This window comes from Shinella sedimenti, from assembly GCF_022601905.1.
In the GTDB taxonomy this organism is placed as follows: domain Bacteria; phylum Pseudomonadota; class Alphaproteobacteria; order Rhizobiales; family Rhizobiaceae; genus Shinella; species Shinella sedimenti.
On sequence record NZ_JAKVIN010000003.1, the window covers coordinates 555530 to 579882 of the forward strand.

Below are 24353 nucleotides of genomic sequence, written 5' to 3' on the forward strand. Positions count from 1 at the left end.
CCGGTATAATCTAAAGCTCCAATCTATACCGGGCCTATACCGATCCTCTTGCAAGAAACGCGTACCGCTGCGGATCATTGCCATGCTGCCGATTTTGATCGAATCGTGTCTGCTTGCCGCTGCCAGAACTCGCTCACTACCTTAGTTCCCTACGATTTAGGGGACTCGGTTAGTGAAGTTGTGTGAAAAGTTAGGGGCTGAGGCCGCCGGTCACCACCGGAAAGTGGTCATAATTTCAGCGAGTGTTCTTTCTTCCCGCGTCGAGATCATGCAATTGATCGGCTATGGCGTTGCTGCGGCGGAGCCTGGCGTTCGCAGCCGCCAGAATGAAATTCAGGCCTTCCGTGGATGCTTCCGGTCTCTTTTCCAAAATGATCTTTGCGTGCTCCAGGACGGCCAGCAGACTGCGTGCATTTTTCTGCCGCTGAGCTATGTCAAAGACGGTCGCCGCGTGGCTTTCTTTCGCCGCCTTTTCCTCCTGGATTTCCTTTCGACGGGATATTGTTGCCGCCATTTCCTTGCGACGAATTTCTGCGCCGATGTCCTCAAGCGACAGTTCCAACTCAGCAGTCTTCTTTCGTTGTCGCTCGGCTGCTCCCGTAAGGTACGACCACCAGCGAACGCGCGGAATTTTGGCGAGCTGAATATCAAGCTCGGTGCGTCGCATGACGGCTTGAGATAGATCATCGGCGGCAACGCGGGCTACCTCTCTCGCCGTTTGCATTGCCGCTGTTGGCTGGAAGTTTGGGATAAGCAGTTCTAATTCCTTCAACGCCGTGTTTTCCAGATCGGTAAGGCGTTCACTGATCCGCATTTTTGACCCCACTGCCTCCCGTACGGATGCGGTCGGTTGCTGGTCTGCCAACGGTAAATTCTCGCTCGGCGATACGGCGTCGACTGCATCTTGCTTTTTTCGGGACTCTCGCGGCGCGTTAGTCAACATAAGGTCGTTGATCGCGGACTTTTGAAGCCCGGCGAGCCGATGCAAGGCTCCCAGCAAGACGCCGTTCTCGGCATCGACGACGATCCATGTCCCAGGTTTGTCACCTGCTTTTGCCTCCAACCCTACAGCGGCCAGCGCTGCAATAATATCCTCTTGGCAATGGGCGCTGAGCACTGAACGTTTGATAGCTTGTTTTAAGGCGGGCAGATCAAGCCCATGGCGTTTCGCTTGCTGGTGTCGCGCATGTGTGAAAGCTTCCGCCGGAACGGCCTGAATTGGTGCATTAAATTCTTCAATCCGGTCAGCGACGCAGTCCAAGCCACGCTTTCGAAGCCCCTTGATAACGGAATCCGTGTGTTTGCCGGGAACGAACGCATGCCCGAACGCAAATTCGGCCATCCTTGCGATCAACTCGTGCCTGATACGGTCGAATGATGTCGCGAGAATGCGGCCTGTTGTCGGGTCGACTTCGCCGACCAATACGTGCCAGTGAACGTCTGTGGCATCATCCATCGAGCGCCTTTTTCGATGTTCGACGACGACGGCGCGTGCCGGATCGAAGGTGAACTCCTGCGCGATGGCCCCGACCATTTTCATTGCCTGCTGCCGCGTCGTGCTTTCATGAGGTGCAATGATCCAGTGTCGCACAGCGTATCGCGACCCTATAGAAGAGGCGTCACGGTGCATGTCTCGGATGTCGGCGGGTGTACCGGCGATAAAGTCAACGGCATCGTTTTCGTCTCCGTTTTCCAGATGGCGAATAGTCCGGCTTATGCCGGATGACGAACGCAGACGAATACCCTTGATGATCATCGACATTGCACCAGGTCATGAGCTGCTGTGCGGATGTCGACGAGGGCAGAGCGCAAGGTTTCGAGTTGGATGGGTTTTTCCGCAAGAATGGCAAGCAGATGGTTTGCTGAACGCCGAATTGTGGTGCACGTCATCCGTTGCTTTGCGCCAGGCACATCACCCAATATGGCTGAGGCGGCGGATTCTCGCAGGATTTCAGAGACCGTCTTGCCCGTCCTGCTTGAGAAGGCCTCGATCTTCGCTTTATCGCCCTCCGCGATTCTAATCCTGATTGATGACGTCTTCATATTAGCTCCTTTTCGGGGTTCCACAGGGGGCGGTCGCCCCCTTGGCCTGTTGCGCGTGGCGACACGCGCATGGCTGGCAACAACACACTGGAAACAAAGCGTTTCTACAAAGATGGTGCGTCAATTTCTCATCGGCCAAAAGCTCTGTTCCTCATATTTGGAATTTCAACCAGCCAGCCTGGAGGTGAAAGCTGCTTTGCGCTATCAAGCCTTCGAAGCGATGTACGCCCGGACCCGCTTTTTTTGGGGAACGTGGTGCAAGGTTGAGGCCGTATGAATTCGGTCGAGAGCCGGAGATGTGAGAATGACAGAAGAACAAAAGAGACAGCTTGAGCAACAGCTTTGGAATATCGCCAACACCCTGCGCGGGCGGATGGATGCCGATGAGTTCCGAGACTACATACTCGGTTTTATCTTCTTCAAATATCTGTCCGAAAAGCTTCTTGCCTACGCAAACGAAATCCTCTCGGAAGATGAAATCGACTATCTCGATATCCCTGAAGGTACCGAGGCTGGAGAGGAGATCATTGAAGCCGTCAAGGAGGAGACAGTCGCGCATCTCGGATATTTCCTGAGACCGTCCGAACTTTTCAGCCAGATTGCGGAGCGCGGCGCGGCCAAGGGCAAAGAGGGTGTAAGTACATTCATTCTTGACGACCTTGCGCGGATACTCAGCAATATCGAAAAGTCCACTATGGGCACGGAAAGCGAGGACGACTTCGACAAGCTGTTCGAAGACCTCGACCTGACTTCAACAAAACTTGGACGAACAGAAAAGGCTAAGAACGAAGTTATCGTAAAGGTTCTCACCCATCTCAATGAGATCGACTTCGAACTTTACAAATCCGACTCGGACGTGTTGGGCGATGCATACGAATATCTGATCGGGAAGTTTGCTGCAGGTGCGGGCAAGAAAGCCGGTGAGTTCTATACACCGCGTGAGGTGTCCACGGTGTTGGCTCGTATCGTGACGACTGGCAAGCAGCGCTTAAAGTCGGTTTACGACCCGACATGCGGCTCCGGCTCCTTGCTGCTCCGAGTTGCGAGAGAGGCAGAGAATCCCGGTGAAGTTGAGTTCTATGGCCAGGAGCGTAATCGCACGACGTACAACCTCGCGCGCATGAATATGCTGCTTCACGGCGTTCATTATACGCGGTTCAATATTCGGCAGGAAGACACGTTGGAGCACCCGCAACACCCGCTGAACATGCGCTTTGAAGCCGTCGTTGCCAATCCTCCTTTTTCCGCGAACTGGAGCGCCAACGTCACGCTGGAGTCAGACGACCGGTTTTCGCAGTATGGAAGGCTGGCCCCTGGGTCAAAGGCGGACTTCGCTTTTGTGCAGCACATGTTGCACTACCTCGACGACAACGGGGTGATGGCTGTCATTCTCCCGCATGGCGTATTGTTCCGAGGCGGCGCAGAAGCGCATATCCGTGAGTTTCTTATCCGAGAGAAAAACTGGCTCGATGCCGTGATCGGTCTTCCGCCCAATATTTTCTATGGTACCTCGATTCCGACATGCGTGCTGGTCTTCAAAAAGTGCCGGGAGCATCCAGACGATATCTTGTTTATCGACGCGAGCGGTAACTACGGCAAAGCTAAAAACCAGAACTATCTTCGCGAAGACGATGTGGAGCGCATCATTGCGACATATAGAGACCGGAAGGTCGACATTAAATATAGTTATAAAGCCGATATCGCATCGGAAATTTCTGTCGAAAACGGCTACAATCTGAATATCGCCCGATATGTTGATACGTTCGAAGAAGAGGAGCTTGTTGACCTCGGCGCAGTGACTGCGGAGTTGGCCGCGCTCGACGAATCCATGATAAAGACCGATGAAGCTATCACCAACTTTTGTGCAGAGCTTGGTATAAAGGCACCGGTTTGATGAGTACGGATAAAGAACCTATCAGCCCGAAGTTGCGATTCCCCGAGTTTGATGACGACTGGAAGGAAATACGGTTTTCCACATTTCTAAAGCCTGAACTCCGGGAAGTGCCGAAGCCGACAGAAAGCTATTTAGCCATTGGAGTGAGAAGCCACGGGCGTGGCACGTTCCAAAAACCTGACGCCGACCCGAAGGCAATCGCGATGGATAGTTTGTACCGCGTCCATCAAAACGACCTCATCGTGAACATTACCTTTGCGTGGGAAGGAGCAATAGCTCTTGTCAGCGCCGAGGATCATGGTGGACTCGTTTCTCACCGTTTTCCGACCTACAGGTTCGACGAGACGACCGTCACCCACGAGTTTTTTCGCTACATAATCGAAAACAAGAGGTTCCGTTGGAAGCTGGAGCTAATTTCGCCGGGTGGGGCCGGTCGAAACCGGGTGTTGAGCAAACAGGAATTTCTCAAACTGGAGCACCGATTTCCCAAACTCTCAGAGCAAAAGAAAGTATCGACATTTCTCGGTGCAGTCGATGTAAAGTTGAGGCAGTTGGGGAGAAAGCGCGGACTTCTCGCGGCCTATAAGCGTGGCGTTATGCAGCATCTTTTTTCCCAGAGAATTCGATTTAAACGTGAAGACGGAAGTAAATATCCGGATTGGGAAGAAAAGAAGTTCAGTGGTGTATTCTCTTGGGTGCGAACGAACAACCTGTCCCGTCAACATTTATCGAATTCAAATGGGACAATTCAGAACATTCACTACGGCGATATTCATTCAAAGTTTAAGGCTAATTTTCGTCAATCTAAGGAGGATGTTCCTTTTATCACCTCAACCGCCCCGATAAATGGCTTTAGTGATGAAGAGTTTTGTCGGCTTGGCGATGTCGTAATTGCTGATGCATCTGAGGATTACGCGGATATCGGAAAGGCTATCGAGATTGTTGAGGTCCGTGATCGATCCCTAGTCGCTGGACTGCATACACATGTCGCACGCCCAAAACCGGGGGAGCTGGCCGTTGGATTTTCAGGATATCTCCTACGAAGTGCTTCAGTGCGCAAACAAATAGTCCGAATGGCCCAAGGCATTTCGGTTCTTGGTATTTCAAAAGCCAATCTAGAGAGGCTCAACTTTCACCTTCCTCATCCCGATGAGCAGCGCAAGATCGCCGACTTTCTCGCGGCTCTCGATAGGAGGATTGATGGGATCGACGACCAAATTACCCAGATTGGGAAATTCCGAGAAGGTCTGCTTCAACAGATGTTTGTGTGAGGCTGGATATGAGGCAAGCCGTTGAACTCATCGTCCATCACGCGGGCCGCTATCCCGAATTCCGCTACTATATCAGCCTCATGAAGAAGGCAGAGAGTTACCTTTCTAATCAGCCCGATATCTGCATAGAGACATGCAAATCTTTGCTTGAAGGTGTATCGAAGTCGATCATCGAACGGCTCGACACGACTGCGAAACGGGAGGAATTAGACAAAAAGGATGTCGGGCCGTTGATTAAACAAGCGGCACGCCTGCTGAAGAAGGCCGACAATGTAATTGAGGATGATTTCGTTACACGTTGCTCGTCGCTAGCGCATGCTTTGGGCACGCTACGGAATGAACGCGGCGACATTTCCCACGGGAAAGCGGTTCCGAAGACGGCTTCAAGCAATGATCGGCTGTCCGCACTCTGCCTCTCCATGACTGAGAATGTGTTGAGCTACATGCTTGATGCGTTCTACAGCATACCGCCAGAGCCTTCAGAACACTCCCAGGAGATTGATGAAACCGTTGAGGTTGAGCCTGATCTTCCCATCGTGTCGTATGACGATAACGGCGACTTCAACGATTGGCTGGATGAAAAGTATCCTTTGCCCGAAGGGCGATTGATTTACAGCAGCGCTTTGTATGAACTTTACTACGAAGACTATGTCATAAAGCTTGAGGAGTTCCGTGAGGGGTTTGGGGGCGAGGAATGACGCAATCCGAAGCGGAACTTGAAAAAAACCTCGTCAAGCGGCTAACCGGCTTGGGCTATGAACCGGTTACGATCTACAACAGCGACGCATTGCTTACTAACCTGCGTGGGCAATTGAGCAAGCACAACGCTGCCGTTCTTCAGGGCAAGCCTCTAAGCGAAGGCGAGTTCGAAAAGGTTCTCAACCATCTCGACAAGGGCAACGTATTCGACCGGGCCAAAACCCTGCGTGATCGCTTCGCCCTTATGCGCGACGACGGTTCGACGGCTTATCTTCAATTCATCAACATGGATGAATGGTGCCGCAACGAATATCAGGTGACACACCAGATCGAGCAGGAAGGCACTTATAAGAACCGCTACGACGTAACCCTTCTAATCAATGGCTTGCCGTTGGTTCAAGTCGAGCTAAAGCGGCGCGGGATTGAGATGAAGGAGGCGTTCAACCAGCTCAACCGCTATCAGCGGCATTCGTTCTGGTCGGCGCGTGGTCTCTTCAACTACGTGCAGATTTTTGTCATATCGAACGGCGTGAATACGAAATATTACGCGAACCAGCGCAAACAGCATTTCAAGCAGACGTTTTTCTGGGCGAAATCGGACAACAGCCTCATCACACATTTGGACGAATTTGCCGACGATTTTTTGGAGAAGTGCCAAGTCTCCAAAATGATCTGCCGTTACATTGTACTTCAAGAGACCGACCGCGTGCTTATGGTGCTGCGGCCTTACCAATATTATGCGGTTGAACGCATCGTGGAGCAGGTCAAAACGAGCCGTAAGAACGGTTACATCTGGCACACGACGGGTTCGGGCAAAACGCTAACGAGTTTCAAGGCAGCTCAAATTCTGACAGGCTTTCCGAAGGTCAGGAAGGTTGTTTTTGTCGTTGACCGCGCGGACCTCGACTATCAGACGACGCGTGAGTTCAATCACTTCGCTAAGGGTAGTGTGGATGGGACAAACAACACGCGCGAATTGGTTAAGCAATTTGGCGATGCGGGTCGAAAGCTTATTGTCACGACAATCCAGAAGTTGAATAACGCAGTCAGCAACGAGCGATATGACGAAACGATGCAGGCTCTCCAGGATGAGCGGGTCGTTTTCATCTTCGATGAGTGCCATCGTTCTCAGTTTGGCGAAACCCACAAGCGGATCACGGAGTTCTTTTCGCGGGCGCAGATGTTTGGCTTCACAGGAACGCCGATTTTCGCGGACAATGCAGCGCGCAATTCACTCGGAATGCGAACCACGAAAGACCTGTTTGGCGAACAGTTGCATCAATATGTCATCACCGATGCCATCCGTGATCAAAACGTGCTGAAATTCTCCGTTGAATATTGGGGTAAGCTCAAACGGAAGGATGGCAGCCTGATCGATGAGAAGGTCGCCGGGATAGACACGAAGGAATTTTTCGAAAGCCCTGATCGCACCGAAGGCATTGTCGATTGGATCATCGCGAATCATGGCCGAAAGACCCATAATCGGGACTTCACCGCCATGATGGCTGTGGGCAGCGTCGACGTCCTAATTCAATATTACGAGCAGCTTCAAGAAAGGCGGGAAGCAGGGCTTCATGATCTGCGGGTAGCCACGATTTTCACCTTCGCGGCGAATGAAGAAGATAAAGACGCGGACGGCCTAATCGGCGATCCCGACTTCAACATCACGAGTAGCGCGCCCGAACACCGGCATAGCCGCGAAAAGCTTGATACGTTTATCGCCGATTACAACAAGCTTTATGGTACGAATTTCAGTACGAAGTCGAATGACGGCTTCTACAACTACTACAAGGATATCGCTAAGCGGGTTAAAGAGCGCGACAAAGAGGGTTTTCAAGATAAAGATCGCGTCGACATTCTGCTCGTCGTGAACATGTATCTGACGGGCTTTGACGCCAAAAAGGTCAACACGCTCTACGTTGACAAGAACCTGCGCTACCACGGGCTCATCCAAGCGTATTCGCGGACCAACCGCATTTTGAACGACGTCAAGAGCCAAGGAAATATCGTTTGTTTCCGTAACCTCAAGGACAATACCGACGAAGCCATTGCGCTCTTCTCTGATAAAAATGCGAACGAAGAAATCCTGATCGAACCCTATGAGGTTTACGTCGCGCAGTTCAATGAGGGCGTTAAGGAGTTGCTGCAAATTGCGCCCTTACCAAAGGCCGTTGATTCCCTCAAAGATGAGAACGAGCAACTTGCGTTCATCAAAGCGTTTCGCAAGCTCATCCGAATATTGAATGTGCTATCAAGTTTCTCCCAGTTTGCATGGTCCAATCTTTTTATGGAGCAGCAGACTTTCGAGGACTTTAAGAGCAAATATCTCGACCTATACGACCGGACGCGAAGCAAGCCGGAACAGGAAGAAAAAGCCTCGATCCTGGACGAGGTCGATTTCGAGTTGGAACTAATCCGACGTGACGAAATCAATGTCGCGTATATTCTTGCATTAGTGGCAAAGCTGAAAGAGGCCGAGACGTCGGATGATCCTGAAGCGCTGGCGTCGGCAGACCAGCGCCGAAAATCAATTCTCGACTTGCTCGGCTCCGAACCACAACTTCGCAGCAAGCGCGATCTAATCGAAAAATTCATCGACACTTATTTGCCGAACCTTCGGTCGGCGAACGACGTCGAACCGGAATTCGACAAATTCTGGACCGAAGAGCGGGAGAGCAGCATACAGGCGCTTTGTGAGGCCGAAGGCTTGAAGCCCGAAGCCGTCGCCGGGATCATCAACGACTATCACTTCACACAGCGGGAGCCGCTGCGGGAAACCATTGTTTCTGCGTTGAAGGAAAGGCCAAAAATCTTGCAGCGAAAGGCGATCATTGAACGCGTCAAACAGAAGCTCTTGGAGATCATTGGGACGTTCGATGATCGCTAGGAGGTCTCAAGCAAATGCGGACTTCATGAACAGCCCATTGTAGAAACGCACGGCCTTTTGGTGACAGTGAAAAAGATACGGCCAAAGTGACAAAGTTGCGGCCGATGAGGACCTGAATCACCATTGTCTCAGATACGGTCGTTTGCGTGACAGGAGTTGAGGCATGGGTGAACTGGTAGGGTATGTCCGGGTTTCGAAAGCGGATGGATCGCAGGTGGTCGATCTCCAGCGTGACGCTTTGCTGAATGCTGGTGTTGATCCGAGAATGATCTATGAGGATTTCGCATCGGGAAAGCGGGATGAACGGTCAGGATTGGATTCCTGTCTGAAAGCTTTGCGGTCCGGCGATACCCTGCTGGTTTGGAAACTTGATCGTCTCGGTCGTGATCTCCGTCATCTGGTGAATACGGTCGATGATCTCTCAAGGCGTGGTATCGGATTCCGTGTCCTGTCTGGTCAAACGCCGATTGATACCGGTTCTGCGCAAGGCAAACTGATGTTCGGAATCTTTGCATCGCTTGCAGAGTTTGAGCGCGAACTGATCCGAGAACGTACCATTGCAGGACTACAGTCCGCCCGTGCCCGTGGACGTGTCGGAGGACGAAAGGCGACGATGACACCGGCAAAAATTCGGCTCGCTCAGGCAGCTATGGGCCAGCCGGAGACCGTGGTTTCCGATTTATGTCACGAGCTGAAGGTCTCTCGGCAAACGCTATATAGGCATATCTCGCCCAGGGGAGAACTCCGTCAAGATGGGAGAAAAGTCCTAGGAGTTTCTTAAAGCGGGTCTTCGACATCAGCAGAGCAGCCTTCTGATGAGCTTTTTTCCGATTCCGTGAATTTTGCCAGCTAAAGACGAGATCGGTGCCGTGATCCGTTTAATAGCAGTCCTGATGCTATCCCATCCTTGGGGGGGACGGCCCGGTAGGTCGAGAGATTTGGTCGGTTTTGATGATTGTGCCGTCTCCTGAGTTACGAGGCGACTCGCAGTAGAATACTCGTTCGCTTGACTCGGCACATCCGGAGCTTGAGCAGGGTGCTCGTAGAGCAGAGCCGCAAGACGTTTTCCGCGAACTTTTGCCGTAATTCGCGCGAGGAATCGTGGCCTGGTCGGATCAACAGGGTATGGCTGCTTGTTTTTGGATTCCGTGGCCGCATTGTCGTTTGCCAGCCGCGCTGCTCGCCGCCATTTGGCGAAGCCGCCGCCCGTACGGACGTAACGAAAACGCTTCTGTTGAGTTAGCCTCCATACAGCTTCGAGTGCATGGTCGGGCCAGCCGATCATCTCCCTGTTATTAAAGACGCCGTAGAGCATATAATTGACTGCGGCTGCGACGTTGCGGATGGGGCCAACGTCCAGATCGGGCCGTGAGAACTTCGTTCGAAGCACATGCCGAACGCTTTCCAGATGTTCAGAGGGAACACGGCAAATGAAGTGTGCGTGAAGGTCGATTGCGTCCGACAGTTCATCGTACCTGACATGAAGCGCCAGGATCAGCTGCTCAAACCGGTAACACTTCCGCAGCTCAGAAAACTGGTTGTTGATCTTCCGGTTGAACCGTTGAAGCTCGTCGTCAAGCGCGTCAAGCGCTGCTTTTCGGACGGGCAGGCAAATGCTCCAGTAATAGCAATCGGTTAGTCCCACTTCACTGCAGAATGCGGTGAACTCATCGGTAAGGGCAATATTCTTCGTCGTGGTATTCGAGTGAAAGAAGCGCCCACCCTTTATTGGTTGGCCCAATTCAATCAGTTCGCGGGGGCTGCCGTCCTCCGGTATGGTGATCATGAAGCGTTCCCGGTCCGATTTATAGGGTCGGAAACCAAGGCGAAGAAGGCGCGATGCCAACACCGCTGAAACTTGGCTATTTGAAAGTCTTCTTTGTCCGCCTGCCACAATCTTTGTCGTGCCCATGACCGCAATCCCAAATGCAATAGGAATATGGTCAACTGGATTGTAGCCACGGTCAATTAGCGTGAGCCGGTCGGAAGACTGTCAATTATGTGTAGACCTCAAGAGCGCGCTTTTATCGGTCGCTTCGAAAATCCAGGCCAAACTCGTCCGCAAGTTGTTGCCGTAACGTTGCTTGGTCAGTTGCTACTTTCGGATGTTCAAATCCATACATTCGAGTGGCTTCCGATTTCAACTCCTCAAATGAAATCTCTCCAATGACGAGCTGACGCCGAAGATTTTGGTAGTCAGCAACATCTCGACTCGGTTGAAATCGATTTTCGTCGAGCAATTCGCGCCCTGCCGCTCGGTAAATCTGTTCCAGCTTTAGATCGACGGCTCTCGCGTCGAACCGCATCCCAATGTCATCGCGAAATTGCTCGGCAAGCTGGAGAATGCTTCCCGCGTGATCGCTTTCAAGCGCTTTAAGCCCTATCTCAGATTGTTCTAGCGTTGCGGTAGCAATGCGAAGCCTAGAGGGCATCTCGTCAGTGATCCTGAGAGCCGAAGTAATCTCCTTCCTGATCTCATCCAGGGTGCTGCGGTCTTCCTCGACTGCCGTTCGGGCGTCAGCCAGATCATCTTGGTAGCGGCTCCGGGCATAAACGATTGCGTCCTGAAGGTGATGGAGGTCGCTCGCGACGTATGTCGCCAGTAAGCCATTTCGCCGTTCTCGGATAAACTCATCGTTGACCCCCTTAAGTTCAAAATACCGATCCAAAATCTTGTTCGTCCACACCAGCATTGCTTTGGCTTTAAGCTGCATACGGACAGGATCATGGTATGCTCGTGCGGTTATGTCCTCCACGAATTGCTCAAGCCAATCGGCCCGTCGGCGATCAGGTTGGCTACCTTTGGGAAGTGTGATTTTGTGGGCAAGTATTACGGATGAACCTCCGGGGATACCCGCTCGATCAAGCTCTTTGCCAATCGAATTGCGGATATCGTGCGGGGTCCACCAAGGAATGTTGAAGACTTCGAAGAAATCAACGAAGCCGCTTTTCCGGTTGCCCTTTTTATCCAACGCCAAGGTGTCACGCGCCGCCAGTCGCCGCATGAAAAGCCTCACCGAACTCTCGTTGACGGTGATGTCCTTCTCGCTATTGCCTTCGGAGGAGGGAAAGGCCCAAATGCTGTCGCTGTTCTTTGCTGCCGCAATCAAAGGCAACATATGCTTAACTACACGAGGCGGGATCGGGATGACGTGCTCTTTGCCCGCCTTCATCACATCTTCCGGCCAAACTGCCAAATACCACCCTGGCCCCGGACTTTCCGGACTCGTGTCGGGGAACAATTTGACCCGCTCTAGGTGCAGTGCTGCATAGGTCCGCTGCGCGGTCAGCATCAGCCACCATAGGGCTGCAAACACGTTCGCGCCGATTCCGTGTTTCGCGTCGGTTCGGCCTGGGAGTGGTTTCTCCAGATACTCTTCGGCCAATAAAAGCACCCGTACTATATCGTCGACTGTAGGGCTTCTGTCGCGAGTGTTGGACTTTCCACCACGTGCGAGAAGGAGCCACCACTGGTTTTTTTCATCCAGGCCACTTTTTCCAGGTGCCCACTTCAGGCAATACGACAGGCAGGTGCGGACAGCGGACATAGCTTTGTTGGTTGGCTCGATGCCGATTTTCAGCATCTCCTTCCGGACATCATCGAAATCTCCTCGTGTCAGGATCGCAGCAGGCATGTCTAGCACTGCCTGCATAGCGGGTCTGCGTAGCGTCAAATCCCATTCCTGAAGGGAGCCGCTCCGTCCCTTCTTGACGGGCTCTTCCGCACCAGGGCGTTGCCGATCTTCGATCATAAACTCAAAACACTGACGCAGCGTCCAAGTCGTGATAAGCCCGCGAGCAAGTCTGCGAGCCTCCTCTGGGTCGCGATGCCCGTTCTTCTCATCTTTTGGCAGATTGTAAAAAAGCGACAGGAATGAATCGAACTTGCGAGGGTCATCGTCCAGGACCTTTTTCGCTTCTGCTGCCAAGTCGCGAGCCTCGGTAACGGATGGCAGGAGCCGATGAGGTTCCTTGGCGGCATAAACGAACCCTATTGTTCTGGTGAAGTCACCATATTTCACCGCCCAGAACGCTCGCTTTCCCTGGACGCGAATTTGCAACCCTGGTGTGCTGGAGTCCGCATATATGACGGTGTCGCCGCTGACTAAGCCTGTCTTCGCGCGGTCACTGGCTTCCTGAATGATTTTTGCCGTGATTTTGCACGGGATGGTTTTGGATGGCATTGCTAGCCTGCATTCTATACCGCCTCTATACCGATTTCCCTTATCTGAAATGACGGCGAAAGCAAGCGTGCACGCGACCTTGGCGAGGCGTGAAAGTGAAATAAACTATTGAAAATAGTACGTTTTGGCAAGGGATGGTGCCATTCTCGCGGTGCTGTATATGTCAAACCGGAAGTTTGTGGCACCTGAGGTCGGTGGTTCGACCCCACTCAACCGTACCATTCCCCTCTCCCGATAAGTCTAGTAGTCATAACGACTTACCGGGAGAGGGGAAGCTTTCGCTTTTTCGTCGTTTCATCCTGCATTTCAGCCGATGTCCGCGCGCGGTGGCTCGTGCGAAGCGCCGCCGCTCGGTCTCAGAGAAAGATGTCGTGCTCCTGCCGCACGAGTTCCTGAAGGAATTCGGCGACGGTGCGCACGCGGGCCAGGTCGCGCGCGCTTTCGTGCCAGGTGGTCCAGTAGGCGCGACGGATGGTGTTTGCGGGAAGCACCCGCACAAGCTCCTGATGCTGTCGGGCAATATAGTCGTGCAGGATGCCGATGCCGGCCCCGGAGCGCACGGCCTCCGTCTGGCCCGTGGCGCTCGAGATCTCGAAGCCCGCGTCCCAGCTGCGCATGATTTCGCCGGTAAAGTTGAGCGAGGCGGTGAAGATCAGGTCCTCCACATAGCCGACGCGCCGATGCGCTTTCAGTTCGTCCACCGTTTCCGGCGTTCCGTTCTCCGCAAGGTAGTCGCGCGACGCGTAGAGCCCGAGCGTATAATCCGTAAGCTTGGAGGAGACGAGGCGGCCCTGTTCCGGTCGTTCGAGCGTGATTGCGATATCCGCCTCCCGCTGTGACAGCGAGAAGGAGCGGGGCACCGGCACAAGCTGGATCTTGAGCTCCGGGTGCCGCGCCGTCAGCTTGCCGAGACGCGGTGCGAGAAACGAGACGCCGAAACCGTCAGGCGCGCCCACGCGCACGGTGCCGGCGACGGCGGTATCGATACGACCGATGCTCGCCTGCGCTGCCAGCATTTCCGTTTCCATCCGCTCGGCGGCCCGCAGGAACGTCTCGCCCTCCGCCGTCAGGTCGCAGCCATTGGTGCGCCGGATGAGGAGGCGGGTCTTGAGCGCCTCTTCCAGCGCGCTGACGCGACGGCTGAGCGTGGCGTGGTTGACCCCGAGCCGCCGCGAAGCCGCAAGGATCTGGCCGGTGCGGGCCACGGCCAGAAACATGCGCACATCATCCCAGTTCATGCAGCCTCCGACTTCAATTCTTGCACAACGGTTCCTTATCTCAGGCGATTGTGTTGTGCAAATTGAAGTGCGATCATCTGCCCATAACCAAGGAGGACTCCCATGTATCAGATCGGTCACTTTATCGACGGCAAGCAGGTGCCCGGCACCAGCGGCCGCACGGCCAATGTCTACAACCCGGCAACCGGCGAAGTGCAGGCGCAGGTCGCGCTGGCCAGCGAAGCAGAACTCCAGGCCGCCGTCGACAGCGCGAAGGCCGCGCAGCCGAAGTGGGCCGCCACCAACCCGCAGCGCCGCGCCCGCGTCTTCATGAAGTTCGTCGAACTCCTGAACAAGCATATGGACGAGCTGGCGGTTCTGATCTCCAAGGAGCATGGCAAGACGGTCGAGGACAGCAAGGGCGACGTCATCCGCGGCCTGGAAGTCTGCGAATTCGTCATCGGCATTCCGCACCTCTCCAAGAGCGAATTCACCGAAGGCGCCGGCCCGAACATCGACATGTATTCGATCCGCCAGCCGGTCGGTATCGGCGCGGGCATCACGCCGTTCAACTTCCCGGGCATGATCCCGATGTGGATGTTCGCGCCGGCCATCGCCTGCGGCAACGCCTTCATCCTGAAGCCGTCCGAGCGCGATCCGTCGCTGCCGATCCGCCTCGCCGAACTGATGATCGAGGCCGGTCTGCCGGCCGGCATCCTCAATGTCGTCAACGGCGACAAGAGCGCCGTCGATGGCCTGCTGACGCACCCGGATATCAGCGCGATCTCCTTCGTTGGTTCCACGCCGATCGCTCGTTACGTCTATGGCACGGCCGCCGCCAACGGTAAGCGCGCACAGTGCTTCGGTGGCGCTAAGAACCACATGATCATCATGCCGGATGCCGATCTCGACCAGGCCGCCAACGCCCTGATGGGCGCCGGCTACGGCTCGGCCGGCGAGCGCTGCATGGCGATCTCGGTTGCCGTTCCGGTCGGTGAGGAAACCGCCAACCGCCTGATCGACAAGCTGACGCCGATGATCGAGAGCCTGCGCATCGGCCCGTATACCGATGACAAGGCCGACATGGGCCCGGTCGTGACCAAGGAAGCCCAGACGCGCATCCTGGGCCTCATCGACAAGGGCGTCGAGGAAGGCGCCAAGCTCGTGGTCGATGGCCGCGGCTTCAAGCTGCAGGGCTATGAAGACGGCTATTTCGTCGGGGGCTGCCTGTTCGACAACGTCACGCCCGACATGGAGATCTACAAGACCGAAATCTTCGGCCCGGTTCTCTCCGTCGTTCGCGCCAAGAACTACGAAGAAGCCCTCGACCTGCCGATGAAGCACGAATACGGCAACGGCGTCGCCATCTATACCCGTGACGGTGATGCCGCCCGCGACTTTGCCAGCCGCATCAATATCGGCATGGTCGGCGTCAATGTTCCCATCCCGGTTCCGCTGGCCTACCATTCCTTCGGTGGCTGGAAGTCGTCGTCCTTCGGCGACCTGAACCAGCACGGCACGGATTCCATCAAGTTCTGGACTCGCACCAAGACCGTGACGAGCCGCTGGCCGTCGGGCATCAAGGATGGCGCCGAGTTCGTCATGCCGACGATGAAGTGATCCAACCGGATTGAAGATGAAGGGCTCCCTCGCGGGAGCCCTTTTGCATTGCCGCTTTTTTGTGCTTTGCGAAGAATAGGGCATGAGCCAGGCCCGTTACCTCCGTGATCATGCATTTCGGAAGGGACATAATATGGCATTGGCAGAATCGGCGCCGCCCGTCGCCACGGCAGGCGCGTTCTATCGCATCGGGTTTACCGGCAGGGCTTCGGAGTATTTCGGTATCTGGATCGTCAATGTTCTCCTGACGATCCTCACGCTCGGTATCTATTCGGCCTGGGCGAAGGTAAGGCGTAACCGCTACTTCTACGGCAACACCGTGCTGCTTGGCCGCTCCTTCGAATATCACGCGCGTGGCCTGCAGATCCTTATCGGCCGCCTGATCTTGATCGGAGCGATCGCCGTGCTCAACCTCGTCGGCTTTTTGAACCCGTTTCTGGCACTGTTGCCGGCGATTGCCTTTCTCATCGCGCTGCCGTGGCTGGTCGCCAGGGGCCTGCGCTTCAGCGCGCGGGTGACGAGCTACCGCAATGTGCGCTTCGATTTCGTCGGCGGCCCCGGCGGGGCTTTCAAGGCATTTATTCTCGGCGGCCTGATCGCCACCCTTACGCTCGGTATCCTCACGCCGCTCGCCAGCCGCTGGGTGGCGCGCTATGTCGGCTCCAATCTGCGTTACGGTGGGAAGGCTTTTGATACTGATCCGAAGTTCGGCCCGCTGTTCAAGGCGTGGCTGATGTCGGCCGGTGTGGCAGTCGCTGGCCTTGTTGTCGTTGCAGGCTTCGTGGCCCTTAACTTGGAGGCGATTGTCGGTGCGATTGCGGGTTCGTCGGCTGCAGGCCAGATCTCCTTCTCGATCTGGCATATTTTCATCGTCGTCGCCTATATCGGCTTTTTCGCCCTGTTCGGCGTGGTGGGGCTTTTCTATCGTGCCGCCGTGCGCAACATCGTCTGGTCGTCGACGACTTTCGACGGCCGGCACAGGCTGCTCAGCGACATGTCGCGGACACGATACACCTGGATTGCCATCTCGAACGTTATCGTGACGATCCTGACCCTCGGCCTGATGCGGCCATGGGCGGCGGTGCGCTTGGCGCGCTATACCTATGAGCACACCGGCGTCACCTTCGCTGGCGATATCGGCGAATTGTTCAGCGTTATCGAGGCGCAGGGATCGGCTGTCGGCGCCGAGTTCATGGACTTCGAAGGATTCGATTTTGGCTTCTGAACCCGTTGCCAACGCCGGTGGGGCCATTGCCAAAGGAGACTGGCACCCCGCCGGCTCCAGCCGTTCCGTAGAAGCCCTGCTTGTCGAAGGGGCGGGGGAAGTCCTCGCCCAGCCGGCCGCAGGCGGCAAGGCGCTTGCCGGCGCCGGCCTCTCGTGGCTGGACATATCCAGCCGCGTCGGGTCCATTCCCCGCCGCGTGACCTTTCCCGACGGATCGATCTTCGAGACGTGGGACAACGACGGCATAGACCGCTATCTCGCCATGCGCGGCAAGGGCGGAGCCGGTTTCGTGCATTGGCTGGAGCAGTTCCGCCTGCGCCTGATTGTCATCGTGCTCGTCGCCTTCGCGCTTGGCAGCGTCATCTACCGCTGGGGTGTTCCCGCCCTTGTTGAGGTTGCCATCCTGACGACGCCGCCCATGGTTCCGCAACTCATGGGGCAGGGGACATTGGCGACGCTCGACAAGACGACGTTTTCCCAGACGAAGCTGCCCGAGGCGCGCCGCAAGGAAATTATCGACGGTTTCGCCAGGATTGCCGCCCAGTCGCCACGCGGTGCCAAGGCTTACAATCTCAACTTCCGCGATGGCGGTTTCATCGGGCCGAATGCCTTCGCTCTGCCCGATGGGACGCTGGTCATTACCGACCAGCTGGTGGAACTTGCGGGCACCGACACGGAAATGCTGGTCGGCGTGCTGGCCCACGAGATCGGCCATGTCGAACTCGAGCACAGCCTGCGGCAGTTCTATCGCGCTGCGGGCATGACCGGCCTCATCATGCTGATCGCCGGTGATGTCGGCTCGGCGATGGAGGACGTGCTGGTGCAGGGCGGCGGCCTTCTGGCCTTGTCCTATTCGCGGGCGGCGGAAGCGGAGGCCGATCGGCGCTCGGTCGAGCTGATGGCGAAGGCCGGCTACGATCCGGCGGCGATTGCCCGGTTCTTCGGCCTGCTGGAGGAGAAGCTGGGTGACAGGTCGAACACCAGCCTCCTCTCGACGCATCCGGGTACGCCGGAGCGCAAGAAGGACATCACTGATTACGCGCGGATCATTTCCGGCCAGTCGGACCCGGACCTTCAGTAAGGCACCACGACACTGGTAGCGAGGGACGGAAAACAAAAACGGCGGCCAGAGGCCGCCGTTTCCGTTTGCCTTGGGAGGCAGGGATATTACTGCGAAGGGCCGTCGTTGTAGCCGACCTTGTCGACGAGCTCCGAGGCCTTCTTGCGATTGGCCGCGATTTCCGACAGCGGCAGCGGATCGGCCTTGAGCGTGCCGAAGGCCTTGACCACGTCGGAGGGCTCGGCGCCCGGCAGAACCGGATATTCGTAGACCTGCTCGGCATAGATCTGCTGTGCGGTGCCGGCCGACAGGAATTCCATCAGCTTGAGCGCGTTGTCCTTGTTCGGGGCGTTCTTGGCCATGGCCATGCCGGAAACATTGACGTGCGCACCGCGGTCGTTGACGTTCGGGAAGAGCACCTTGATGGCGGCCGCCCATTCCTTCTGTTCCGGCTCCTTCTCGTTGGTCTGCATGAGACCGACATAGTAGGAGTTGCCAAGCGCGAGGTCGCATTCGCCGGCGAGGATTGCTTTCGCCTGGTCGCGGTCGCCGCCGTCGGGCTTGCGGGCGAGGTTGTTCTTCAGGCCCGTCAGCCACTTTTCGGTTTCGGCTTCGCCGTGATGGGCGATCATGGAGGCGATCAGGCCGATATTGTAGGAGTGCTGGCCGTCACGGGTGCAGATTTTGCCTTTCCACTTCGGATCGGCAAGTTCCTCATAGGTGATTTCGTTCTGCTGAACGCGATCCTTCGAGGCGTAGACGACGCGCGAACGGGTGGTCAGGCCGAACCAGTCGCCGTCGGGATCGCGATACTGCGTCGGGATGTCCTTGTTGATGACGTCGCTCTGGACCGGCTGCGTAACGCCACCATCCTTGGCTTCGGTGAGACGCGAGATGTCGACGGTCAGGATGACGTCGGCCGGCGAATTGGCACCTTCCGCCTGGATGCGCTCGACAAGACCCTTGTCGAGAAACAGCACGTTGGTTGCGATGCCGGTTTCCTTGGTGAATTCGTCGAGCAGCGGCTTGATCAGGTCCGGCTGGCGATAGGAATAGATGTTGACTTCACCGTCTGCGTGCGCCGGTGCCGCAATGGCGAGACCAGCGGCCGAGAGGGCAAGGGCGGCGAGAGAAGTCTTGAGCAGTTGCATCGGGTCCTCCTGGTGCATTATTCTTTACTGCAAAAGTCTCCTTTAAAGGCTTGCCAACCGCAGTCAACTGTACCCATCATAACATGACTGTGATTTTCCGCTTTTTGGAATTGTTCTAAACCACGAAGTGCCCTATATGTGATCTCACTGAAACCCGGATTCGGAGTTCCCGATGCGTCTGACGAAACAAACCAACTATGCCGTACGCATGTTGATGTACTGTGCGGCGAATGGTGACAGGCTCAGCCGCATTCCCGAGATTGCCAGGGCCTATGGTGTTTCCGAACTATTCCTCTTCAAGATCCTCCAGCCGCTGACGCGCGCAGGCATCATCGAGACCGTTCGTGGCCGCAACGGCGGCGTGCGTCTGCCCAAGCCTGCCAGCGAAATCACGCTGTTCGACGTGGTGCGCGTGACCGAGGATTCCTTCGCCATGGCGGAATGCTTCGAGGCAGGCGAGATCGAGTGCCCGCTGGTCGACAGCTGTGGTCTGAACGCCGCGCTGCGCAAGGCGCTGAACGCCTTCTTCGAGGTGCTCCAGCAGTACACCATCGACGATCTTGTGAAAGCGCGTCCGCAAATCGGGATGCTGCTCGGTTTGGAAGCGACGGCGGCAGCCCGCCAGCCTGCAGCCTGAATTCAGGCTTCCGCCTTCGGCGCTCCCTCCGCAATGGGGATCGCTTCTTGGCATTAAAATCCATTATAAACGAATTGCTTGCTAGCCAGCGCTTGCTTCGCGCCGGACGTATTCCCGCAGGAGGAATTCGATCGCGGTAGGATCGAGTTCGGCCTTGTCGATACGGAAGTCGACCCCGTAGTCGTCGATTTTCTGGAAATAGGCGTCGCTGATCGATGACGAGATGACGCCGACCGGGCCGATATAACCGGCGCGGCGCAGTTCCGGCACGGTTTCCCGGAAATCGGCCTGCGGTTGAAGCCGGTTGTCCATCAGGATCATATCCAGTGCGATGCCCGAAGAGCGGATGAAATCCAGCGCCCCATCGATCGTTTCCACATAGTGCAGAGTGATCGCGTAGCTCGTGACCTTGCGCATCAGAGCGCTGAGAATGACGTTTTCAGCCGGGTCGTCATCAACGAGCAGAATATTTACGTGTGCTGCCATGGTGGGAATGAACCTGTTTGCGAACGCTTTGGTCTCGCCGCGACTACTCTTGTCCAGACGGTGAATATTAACAAGTCCCTAAGTCTACTATCCCAAACGCTGTACCATTCTCTTACAGTGTTACTGGATGATCTGTTCGCGGATCGCCTTGGCCACCATCTGCGTGCGATTGACCACATCGAGCTTCTTCAGGATCGTCGCGGTGTGCGAGTTGACCGTATGCTCCGAGACCGAGACGATAAGCGCGATCTCGCTGGCGGTCTTGCCGTAGGAAATCCAGCGCAGGATCTCCGTTTCGCGTGGCGTGAGGCCCATGCCCGCCTTGTTGGCGAGGACCTGTCGATGAAAATAGTCGAAGGCGCAGGCCGCCTCGTAGCAGATCTCGAAATGCTCGGTTCTGCCTATGTCATCGCCATCGCCAAGAAACAGAATCACAAACCGCGTCCCGGCGACAGAGTGGACCGGCACGGACAGCGCCATGTCGAACCCGATCTGGTCGAGAAAACTTTCATGCGGACTGCCTTGGTCCGCGGCACGATCTCCATCACGCCAGACCGTGGAGATCGTGGAGACGTAGAAGCTCTTGAAGAGGTCGCTGTCGTTGAAGCGATGGCGCTTGTCATAGGCTTCGGCAAGGCCGGCGGGCAGGTCGTGCAGCGTCAGCCGCTGCGCCAGCAAGCTCGTCTCATGCTCGTTCGTCAGCTGCAGCACGCCAAAATGCTCGAAGCCGTACCGAAGAGCCATCGTGTGAAAGATACGGAAGAAATCGACACGGTTGAGAGCCTTCTCAAGGTCGCTTTCAAAATCATACCTTCTGAAATGTTCGTTCAATGCAATCACGTGGCGTCCACCCCCAGAGTCCACGTGAGCAATCTAACGCCGCAATCTCTGGCAGCAAAGGGTTTTGCGGGACAAATTCATGGTGTCTCTCCAGTTTTCTCGGAGATATCAGCGCAATGTGTTGAGTTGTATGGATAATTTAAGTTGGGGCCGTGTGGTGCCGCTTCCAGTCTACGCTGTGGTGTATTGCCGCCCCGCCAGTCAGAAATGGAAGCATAACATGCGACGGGAATGCCCGGTTCCGCGGGACCTGCGACCAGTATCGAGGCTGTGGAGAAGGATGTTCTTCCGGTTTTTTCCGTTTGGACAAAATTGTGGTCCGACTTATTGCAATCCGGCGGCAAATGTCGTTCCATCCAGCCCAAGGCTGGCGCAGGACATGCGCATGAGCCTGACAAGAGAACAAAAAAGCAAACCTGGGAAGCTCACTATGAAAAAGCTGACTACTCTCCTCGCAGCGACGGCGCTCGCCTCGATGATGGCGACGGCCGCCTGGTCGAAGACTCTGGTCTACTGCTCGGAAGCGTCGCCGGAAGGTTTCGACCCCGGCCTTTACACCGGCGGCCAGACCTTCGACGCCGCATCGCGCACCGCCTATAACCGCCTCGTCGAGTTCAAGCATGGCAGCACCGAACTGGAGCCGGGCCTCGCCGAGAGTTGGGAAGTTTCGGCTGACGGCAAGGAATACACCTTCAAGCTTCGCCCGGGCGTCAAGTTCCAGACGACCGAGTACTTCACACCGACCCGCGAGCTGAACGCCGACGACGTCATCTTCTCGTTCGAGCGCCAGTACAAGGAAGACAATGCCTGGAACAAGTATGTTGCCGGCGCTTCCTGGGAATACTTCGCGGGCATGGGCTTCCCGGAACTCATCGAGAAGATCGAAAAGGTCGACGATCTCACAGTCAAGTTCGTGTTGAAGCGTCCCGAAGCGCCGTTCCTGGCCAACCTCGGCATGGACTTCGCCTCGATCCTCTCCAAGGAATATGCCGACAAACTGCAGGCTGACGGCAAGATGGAGCTTTTGAACCAGCAGCCGCTTGGCACCGGTCCGTTCACCTTCGTCGCCTACCAGACCGACGCGGCGATCCGCTACAAGGCCAACCCGGACTACTGGAACGGCAAGCAGCCGGTCGACGACCTCGTCTTCGCCATCACCACGGACGCTGCCGTCCGTGCGCAGAAGCTGAAGGCCGGTGAGTGCCACATCATGGCCTATCCGAACGCGGCTGACGTGGAAGAACTGAAGAAGGATGAGAACCTGACGGTTGTCGAGCAGGAAGGCCTCAACGTCGCCTACCTCGCCTACAACACGCTGGTTCCGCCGTTCGACAAGGTCGAGGTCCGCAAAGCACTCAACATGGCCGTTAATCGCCAGGCCATCGTCGACGCAGTTTTCCAGGGCGCGGCGACGGTTGCAAAGAACCCGATCCCGCCGACCATGTGGTCGTACAATAATGCCGTCGAAGACGACAAGTACGATCCGGAAGCGGCCAAGAAGATGCTTGAGGACGCTGGCGTCTCCGGTCTCAAGATGAAGATCTGGGCCATGCCGGTCGCCCGTCCGTACATGCTGAATGCGCGCCGCGCAGCGGAACTGATGCAGGCCGACCTCGCCAAGATCGGCGTCGAGGCCGAGATCGTTTCCTACGAATGGGCCGAGTACCTGAAGCTCTCGTCCGCCAAGGACCGCGACGGTGCGGCCATCCTGGGCTGGACGGGTGACAACGGCGACCCGGACAACTTCCTCGATACCCTGCTCGGCTGCGATGCCGTGGGCGGCAACAACCGCGCTCAGTGGTGCAACGAGGAGTTCGATGCGCTGGTGACCAAGGCAAAGGAAACCGCCGACATCGGCGAGCGTACGAAGCTCTATGAACAGGCGCAGGTCGTGTTCAAGCGCGAGGCGCCCTGGAACACGCTGGACCACTCGCTCGTCGTCGTTCCCATGAGCAAGAAGGTCACGGGTTTCAAGATGGACCCGCTCGGCATTCACCGCTTTGACGGTGTCGATATCGCCGAGTAAGATCGCACGGAAGAACGGCACGCCGCAAAGAGCGTGCAATGGCCGGCGGCCCGAGATTTTCGGGCCGCCGGTTTTTCAAAAATAAGAAGGGATTGGCTCCCATGTTTCGCTTTATCTTCGGACGGCTCGCCGTCCTGATACCCACGTTCCTCGGGGTATCGATCATCGCGTTCTCCTTCATTCGACTTCTGCCGGGCGACCCGGTCATGCTGATGTCGGGCGAACGCGTGATGTCGCCGGAACGGCACACCCAGATCATGCACCAGCTGGGGCTCGATCGGCCGATATACATCCAGTACTTCGATTATCTCACCGGCCTGCTCACCGGCGACTTCGGTTCGTCCATCGTGACCAAGCGTCCGGTTCTGGACGATTTCCTGCAGCTCTTTCCGGCGACGCTGGAACTGGCGTTCTGTGCGATCATTGTCGCGGTGCTGCTCGGCATTCCCGCCGGCGTCTTTGCCGCGGTGAAGCGCGGGACCTGGCTCGACCAATCGATCATGGGCGTCGCGCTGATCGGATATTCGATGCCGATCTTCTGGTGGGGGCTTCTGCTCATCATCTTCTTCTCCGGCTATCTCGGCTGGACACCGGTTTCGGGGCGCATATCCTTCATGTACTTCTTCCCGCAGGTGACGGGGTTCATGCTGATCGACAGCCTGATCTCGGGGCAGGCGGGCGCCTTCAAGTCAGCGGTGACCTATCTGATCCTGCCGACAACCGTGCTGGCGACGATCCCGCTGGCGGTCATCGCACGCCAGACGCGTTCGGCCATGCTCGAGGTGCTCGGCGAGGACTATGTCCGCACCGCCCGCGCCAAGGGTCTTTCGCCGTTCCGCGTGATCGGCGTGCACGCCCTGCGCAATGCGATGATCCCCGTCATCACCACGATCGGCCTGCAGGTCGGCGTGCTGCTTGCGGGCGCCATTCTCACGGAATCGATCTTCTCCTGGCCGGGCATCGGCAAATGGATGGTCGATAGCGTCTTCAAGCGCGACTATGCCGTGGTGCAGGGTGGCCTGATGCTGATTGCCGGCGTCATCATGATCGTCAACCTCGTGGTCGACCTGCTTTACGGCTGGATCAACCCGCGCATCCGGCACTAGGAGACGG

At 56.3% G+C, this 24353-nt stretch carries 19 protein-coding genes; 12 read left to right on the forward strand and 7 right to left on the reverse strand.

Features of this window, described 5'->3' with window-relative positions; genetic code table 11:
• Positions 1–235: 235 nt before the first annotated feature.
• Positions 236–1762: a relaxase/mobilization nuclease domain-containing protein gene (locus MKI86_RS10075; protein ID WP_241600562.1), complete on the reverse strand. Its 1527-nt coding sequence runs from the start codon at positions 1760–1762 to the stop codon at positions 236–238.
• A 63-nt stretch (positions 1763–1825) separates the two neighbouring features.
• Between MKI86_RS10075 and MKI86_RS10080 the strand changes: the two genes are divergently transcribed.
• From MKI86_RS10080 to MKI86_RS10105, 6 genes are all read left to right on the forward strand, one after another.
• Entirely contained in the window at positions 1826–2320 is a 495-nt protein-coding gene (locus MKI86_RS10080) for a hypothetical protein (protein WP_241600564.1), read from the forward strand.
• Positions 2321–2347: 27 nt separating this feature from the next.
• A complete protein-coding gene (locus MKI86_RS10085; RefSeq protein WP_241600566.1) occupies positions 2348–3937 on the forward strand; it encodes a type I restriction-modification system subunit M in 1590 nt (529 codons plus the stop codon).
• Complete coding sequence (locus MKI86_RS10090) at positions 3937–5208, forward strand: restriction endonuclease subunit S (RefSeq protein WP_241600568.1); 1272 nt, start codon at positions 3937–3939, stop codon at positions 5206–5208. The genes MKI86_RS10085 and MKI86_RS10090 overlap by 1 nt, the downstream gene beginning before the upstream one ends.
• Before the next feature lie 8 nt (positions 5209–5216).
• Complete coding sequence (locus MKI86_RS10095) at positions 5217–5906, forward strand: abortive infection family protein (protein ID WP_241600570.1); 690 nt, start codon at positions 5217–5219, stop codon at positions 5904–5906.
• On the forward strand, positions 5903–8794 hold the full coding sequence (locus MKI86_RS10100) for a type I restriction endonuclease subunit R (protein WP_241600573.1): 2892 nt from the start codon (positions 5903–5905) through the stop codon (positions 8792–8794). Before MKI86_RS10095 ends, MKI86_RS10100 begins: the two co-directional genes overlap by 4 nt.
• 163 nt (positions 8795–8957) lie before the next feature.
• Positions 8958–9575 carry a recombinase family protein gene (locus MKI86_RS10105; protein ID WP_241600575.1) on the forward strand — a complete coding sequence of 206 codons (618 nt, stop codon included), beginning with the start codon at positions 8958–8960 and terminating at the stop codon, positions 9573–9575.
• A 15-nt stretch (positions 9576–9590) separates the two neighbouring features.
• Here the strand turns inward: MKI86_RS10105 and MKI86_RS10110 are convergent, their stop codons facing one another.
• The 3 genes from MKI86_RS10110 to MKI86_RS10120 form a co-directional block, all read right to left on the reverse strand.
• Positions 9591–10706 (reverse strand): hypothetical protein, encoded by a 1116-nt coding sequence (locus tag MKI86_RS10110; RefSeq protein ID WP_241600577.1) that lies wholly within the window; start codon positions 10704–10706, stop codon positions 9591–9593.
• 112 nt (positions 10707–10818) lie between these two features.
• On the reverse strand, positions 10819–12978 hold the full coding sequence (locus MKI86_RS10115) for a site-specific integrase (RefSeq protein ID WP_241600586.1): 2160 nt from the start codon (positions 12976–12978) through the stop codon (positions 10819–10821).
• A 356-nt stretch (positions 12979–13334) separates the two neighbouring features.
• Positions 13335–14216, reverse strand: coding sequence for a LysR family transcriptional regulator (locus MKI86_RS10120; RefSeq protein ID WP_241600588.1), 882 nt, complete (start codon positions 14214–14216; stop codon positions 13335–13337).
• A 102-nt stretch (positions 14217–14318) separates the two neighbouring features.
• Between MKI86_RS10120 and MKI86_RS10125 the strand changes: the two genes are divergently transcribed.
• The 3 genes from MKI86_RS10125 (at position 14319) to MKI86_RS10135 (ending at position 18121) form a co-directional block, all read left to right on the forward strand.
• Complete coding sequence (locus MKI86_RS10125) at positions 14319–15815, forward strand: CoA-acylating methylmalonate-semialdehyde dehydrogenase (RefSeq protein ID WP_241600590.1); 1497 nt, start codon at positions 14319–14321, stop codon at positions 15813–15815.
• Between the two features lie 133 nt (positions 15816–15948).
• Positions 15949–17040: a YjgN family protein gene (locus MKI86_RS10130; RefSeq protein ID WP_241600593.1), complete on the forward strand. Its 1092-nt coding sequence runs from the start codon at positions 15949–15951 to the stop codon at positions 17038–17040.
• Entirely contained in the window at positions 17030–18121 is a 1092-nt protein-coding gene (locus MKI86_RS10135; protein WP_241600595.1) for a M48 family metallopeptidase, read from the forward strand. The genes MKI86_RS10130 and MKI86_RS10135 overlap by 11 nt, the downstream gene beginning before the upstream one ends.
• Positions 18122–18207: 86 nt before the next feature.
• Here MKI86_RS10135 and MKI86_RS10140 read toward each other — a convergent pair whose 3' ends face one another.
• A complete protein-coding gene (locus MKI86_RS10140) occupies positions 18208–19251 on the reverse strand; it encodes a Fe(3+) ABC transporter substrate-binding protein (RefSeq protein ID WP_241600596.1) in 1044 nt (347 codons plus the stop codon).
• A 172-nt stretch (positions 19252–19423) separates the two neighbouring features.
• Between MKI86_RS10140 and rirA the strand changes: the two genes are divergently transcribed.
• Positions 19424–19888 carry an iron-responsive transcriptional regulator RirA gene (rirA, locus tag MKI86_RS10145; protein ID WP_241600607.1) on the forward strand — a complete coding sequence of 155 codons (465 nt, stop codon included), beginning with the start codon at positions 19424–19426 and terminating at the stop codon, positions 19886–19888.
• A gap of 81 nt (positions 19889–19969) precedes the next feature.
• On the opposite strand, the gene MKI86_RS10150 is transcribed toward rirA, so the two are convergent.
• Together MKI86_RS10150 and MKI86_RS10155 are read right to left on the reverse strand one after the other, a co-directional pair.
• On the reverse strand, positions 19970–20374 hold the full coding sequence (locus MKI86_RS10150) for a response regulator (RefSeq protein ID WP_241600608.1): 405 nt from the start codon (positions 20372–20374) through the stop codon (positions 19970–19972).
• 120 nt (positions 20375–20494) lie between these two features.
• Positions 20495–21214 (reverse strand): helix-turn-helix transcriptional regulator, encoded by a 720-nt coding sequence (locus tag MKI86_RS10155; protein ID WP_241600611.1) that lies wholly within the window; start codon positions 21212–21214, stop codon positions 20495–20497.
• A 430-nt stretch (positions 21215–21644) separates the two neighbouring features.
• Between MKI86_RS10155 and MKI86_RS10160 the strand changes: the two genes are divergently transcribed.
• Positions 21645–23240 (forward strand): ABC transporter substrate-binding protein, encoded by a 1596-nt coding sequence (locus MKI86_RS10160; protein WP_241600613.1) that lies wholly within the window; start codon positions 21645–21647, stop codon positions 23238–23240.
• Positions 23241–23341: 101 nt separating this feature from the next.
• A complete protein-coding gene (locus MKI86_RS10165; protein ID WP_241600615.1) occupies positions 23342–24346 on the forward strand; it encodes an ABC transporter permease subunit in 1005 nt (334 codons plus the stop codon).
• The last annotated feature ends 7 nt before the right edge of the window (positions 24347–24353 follow it).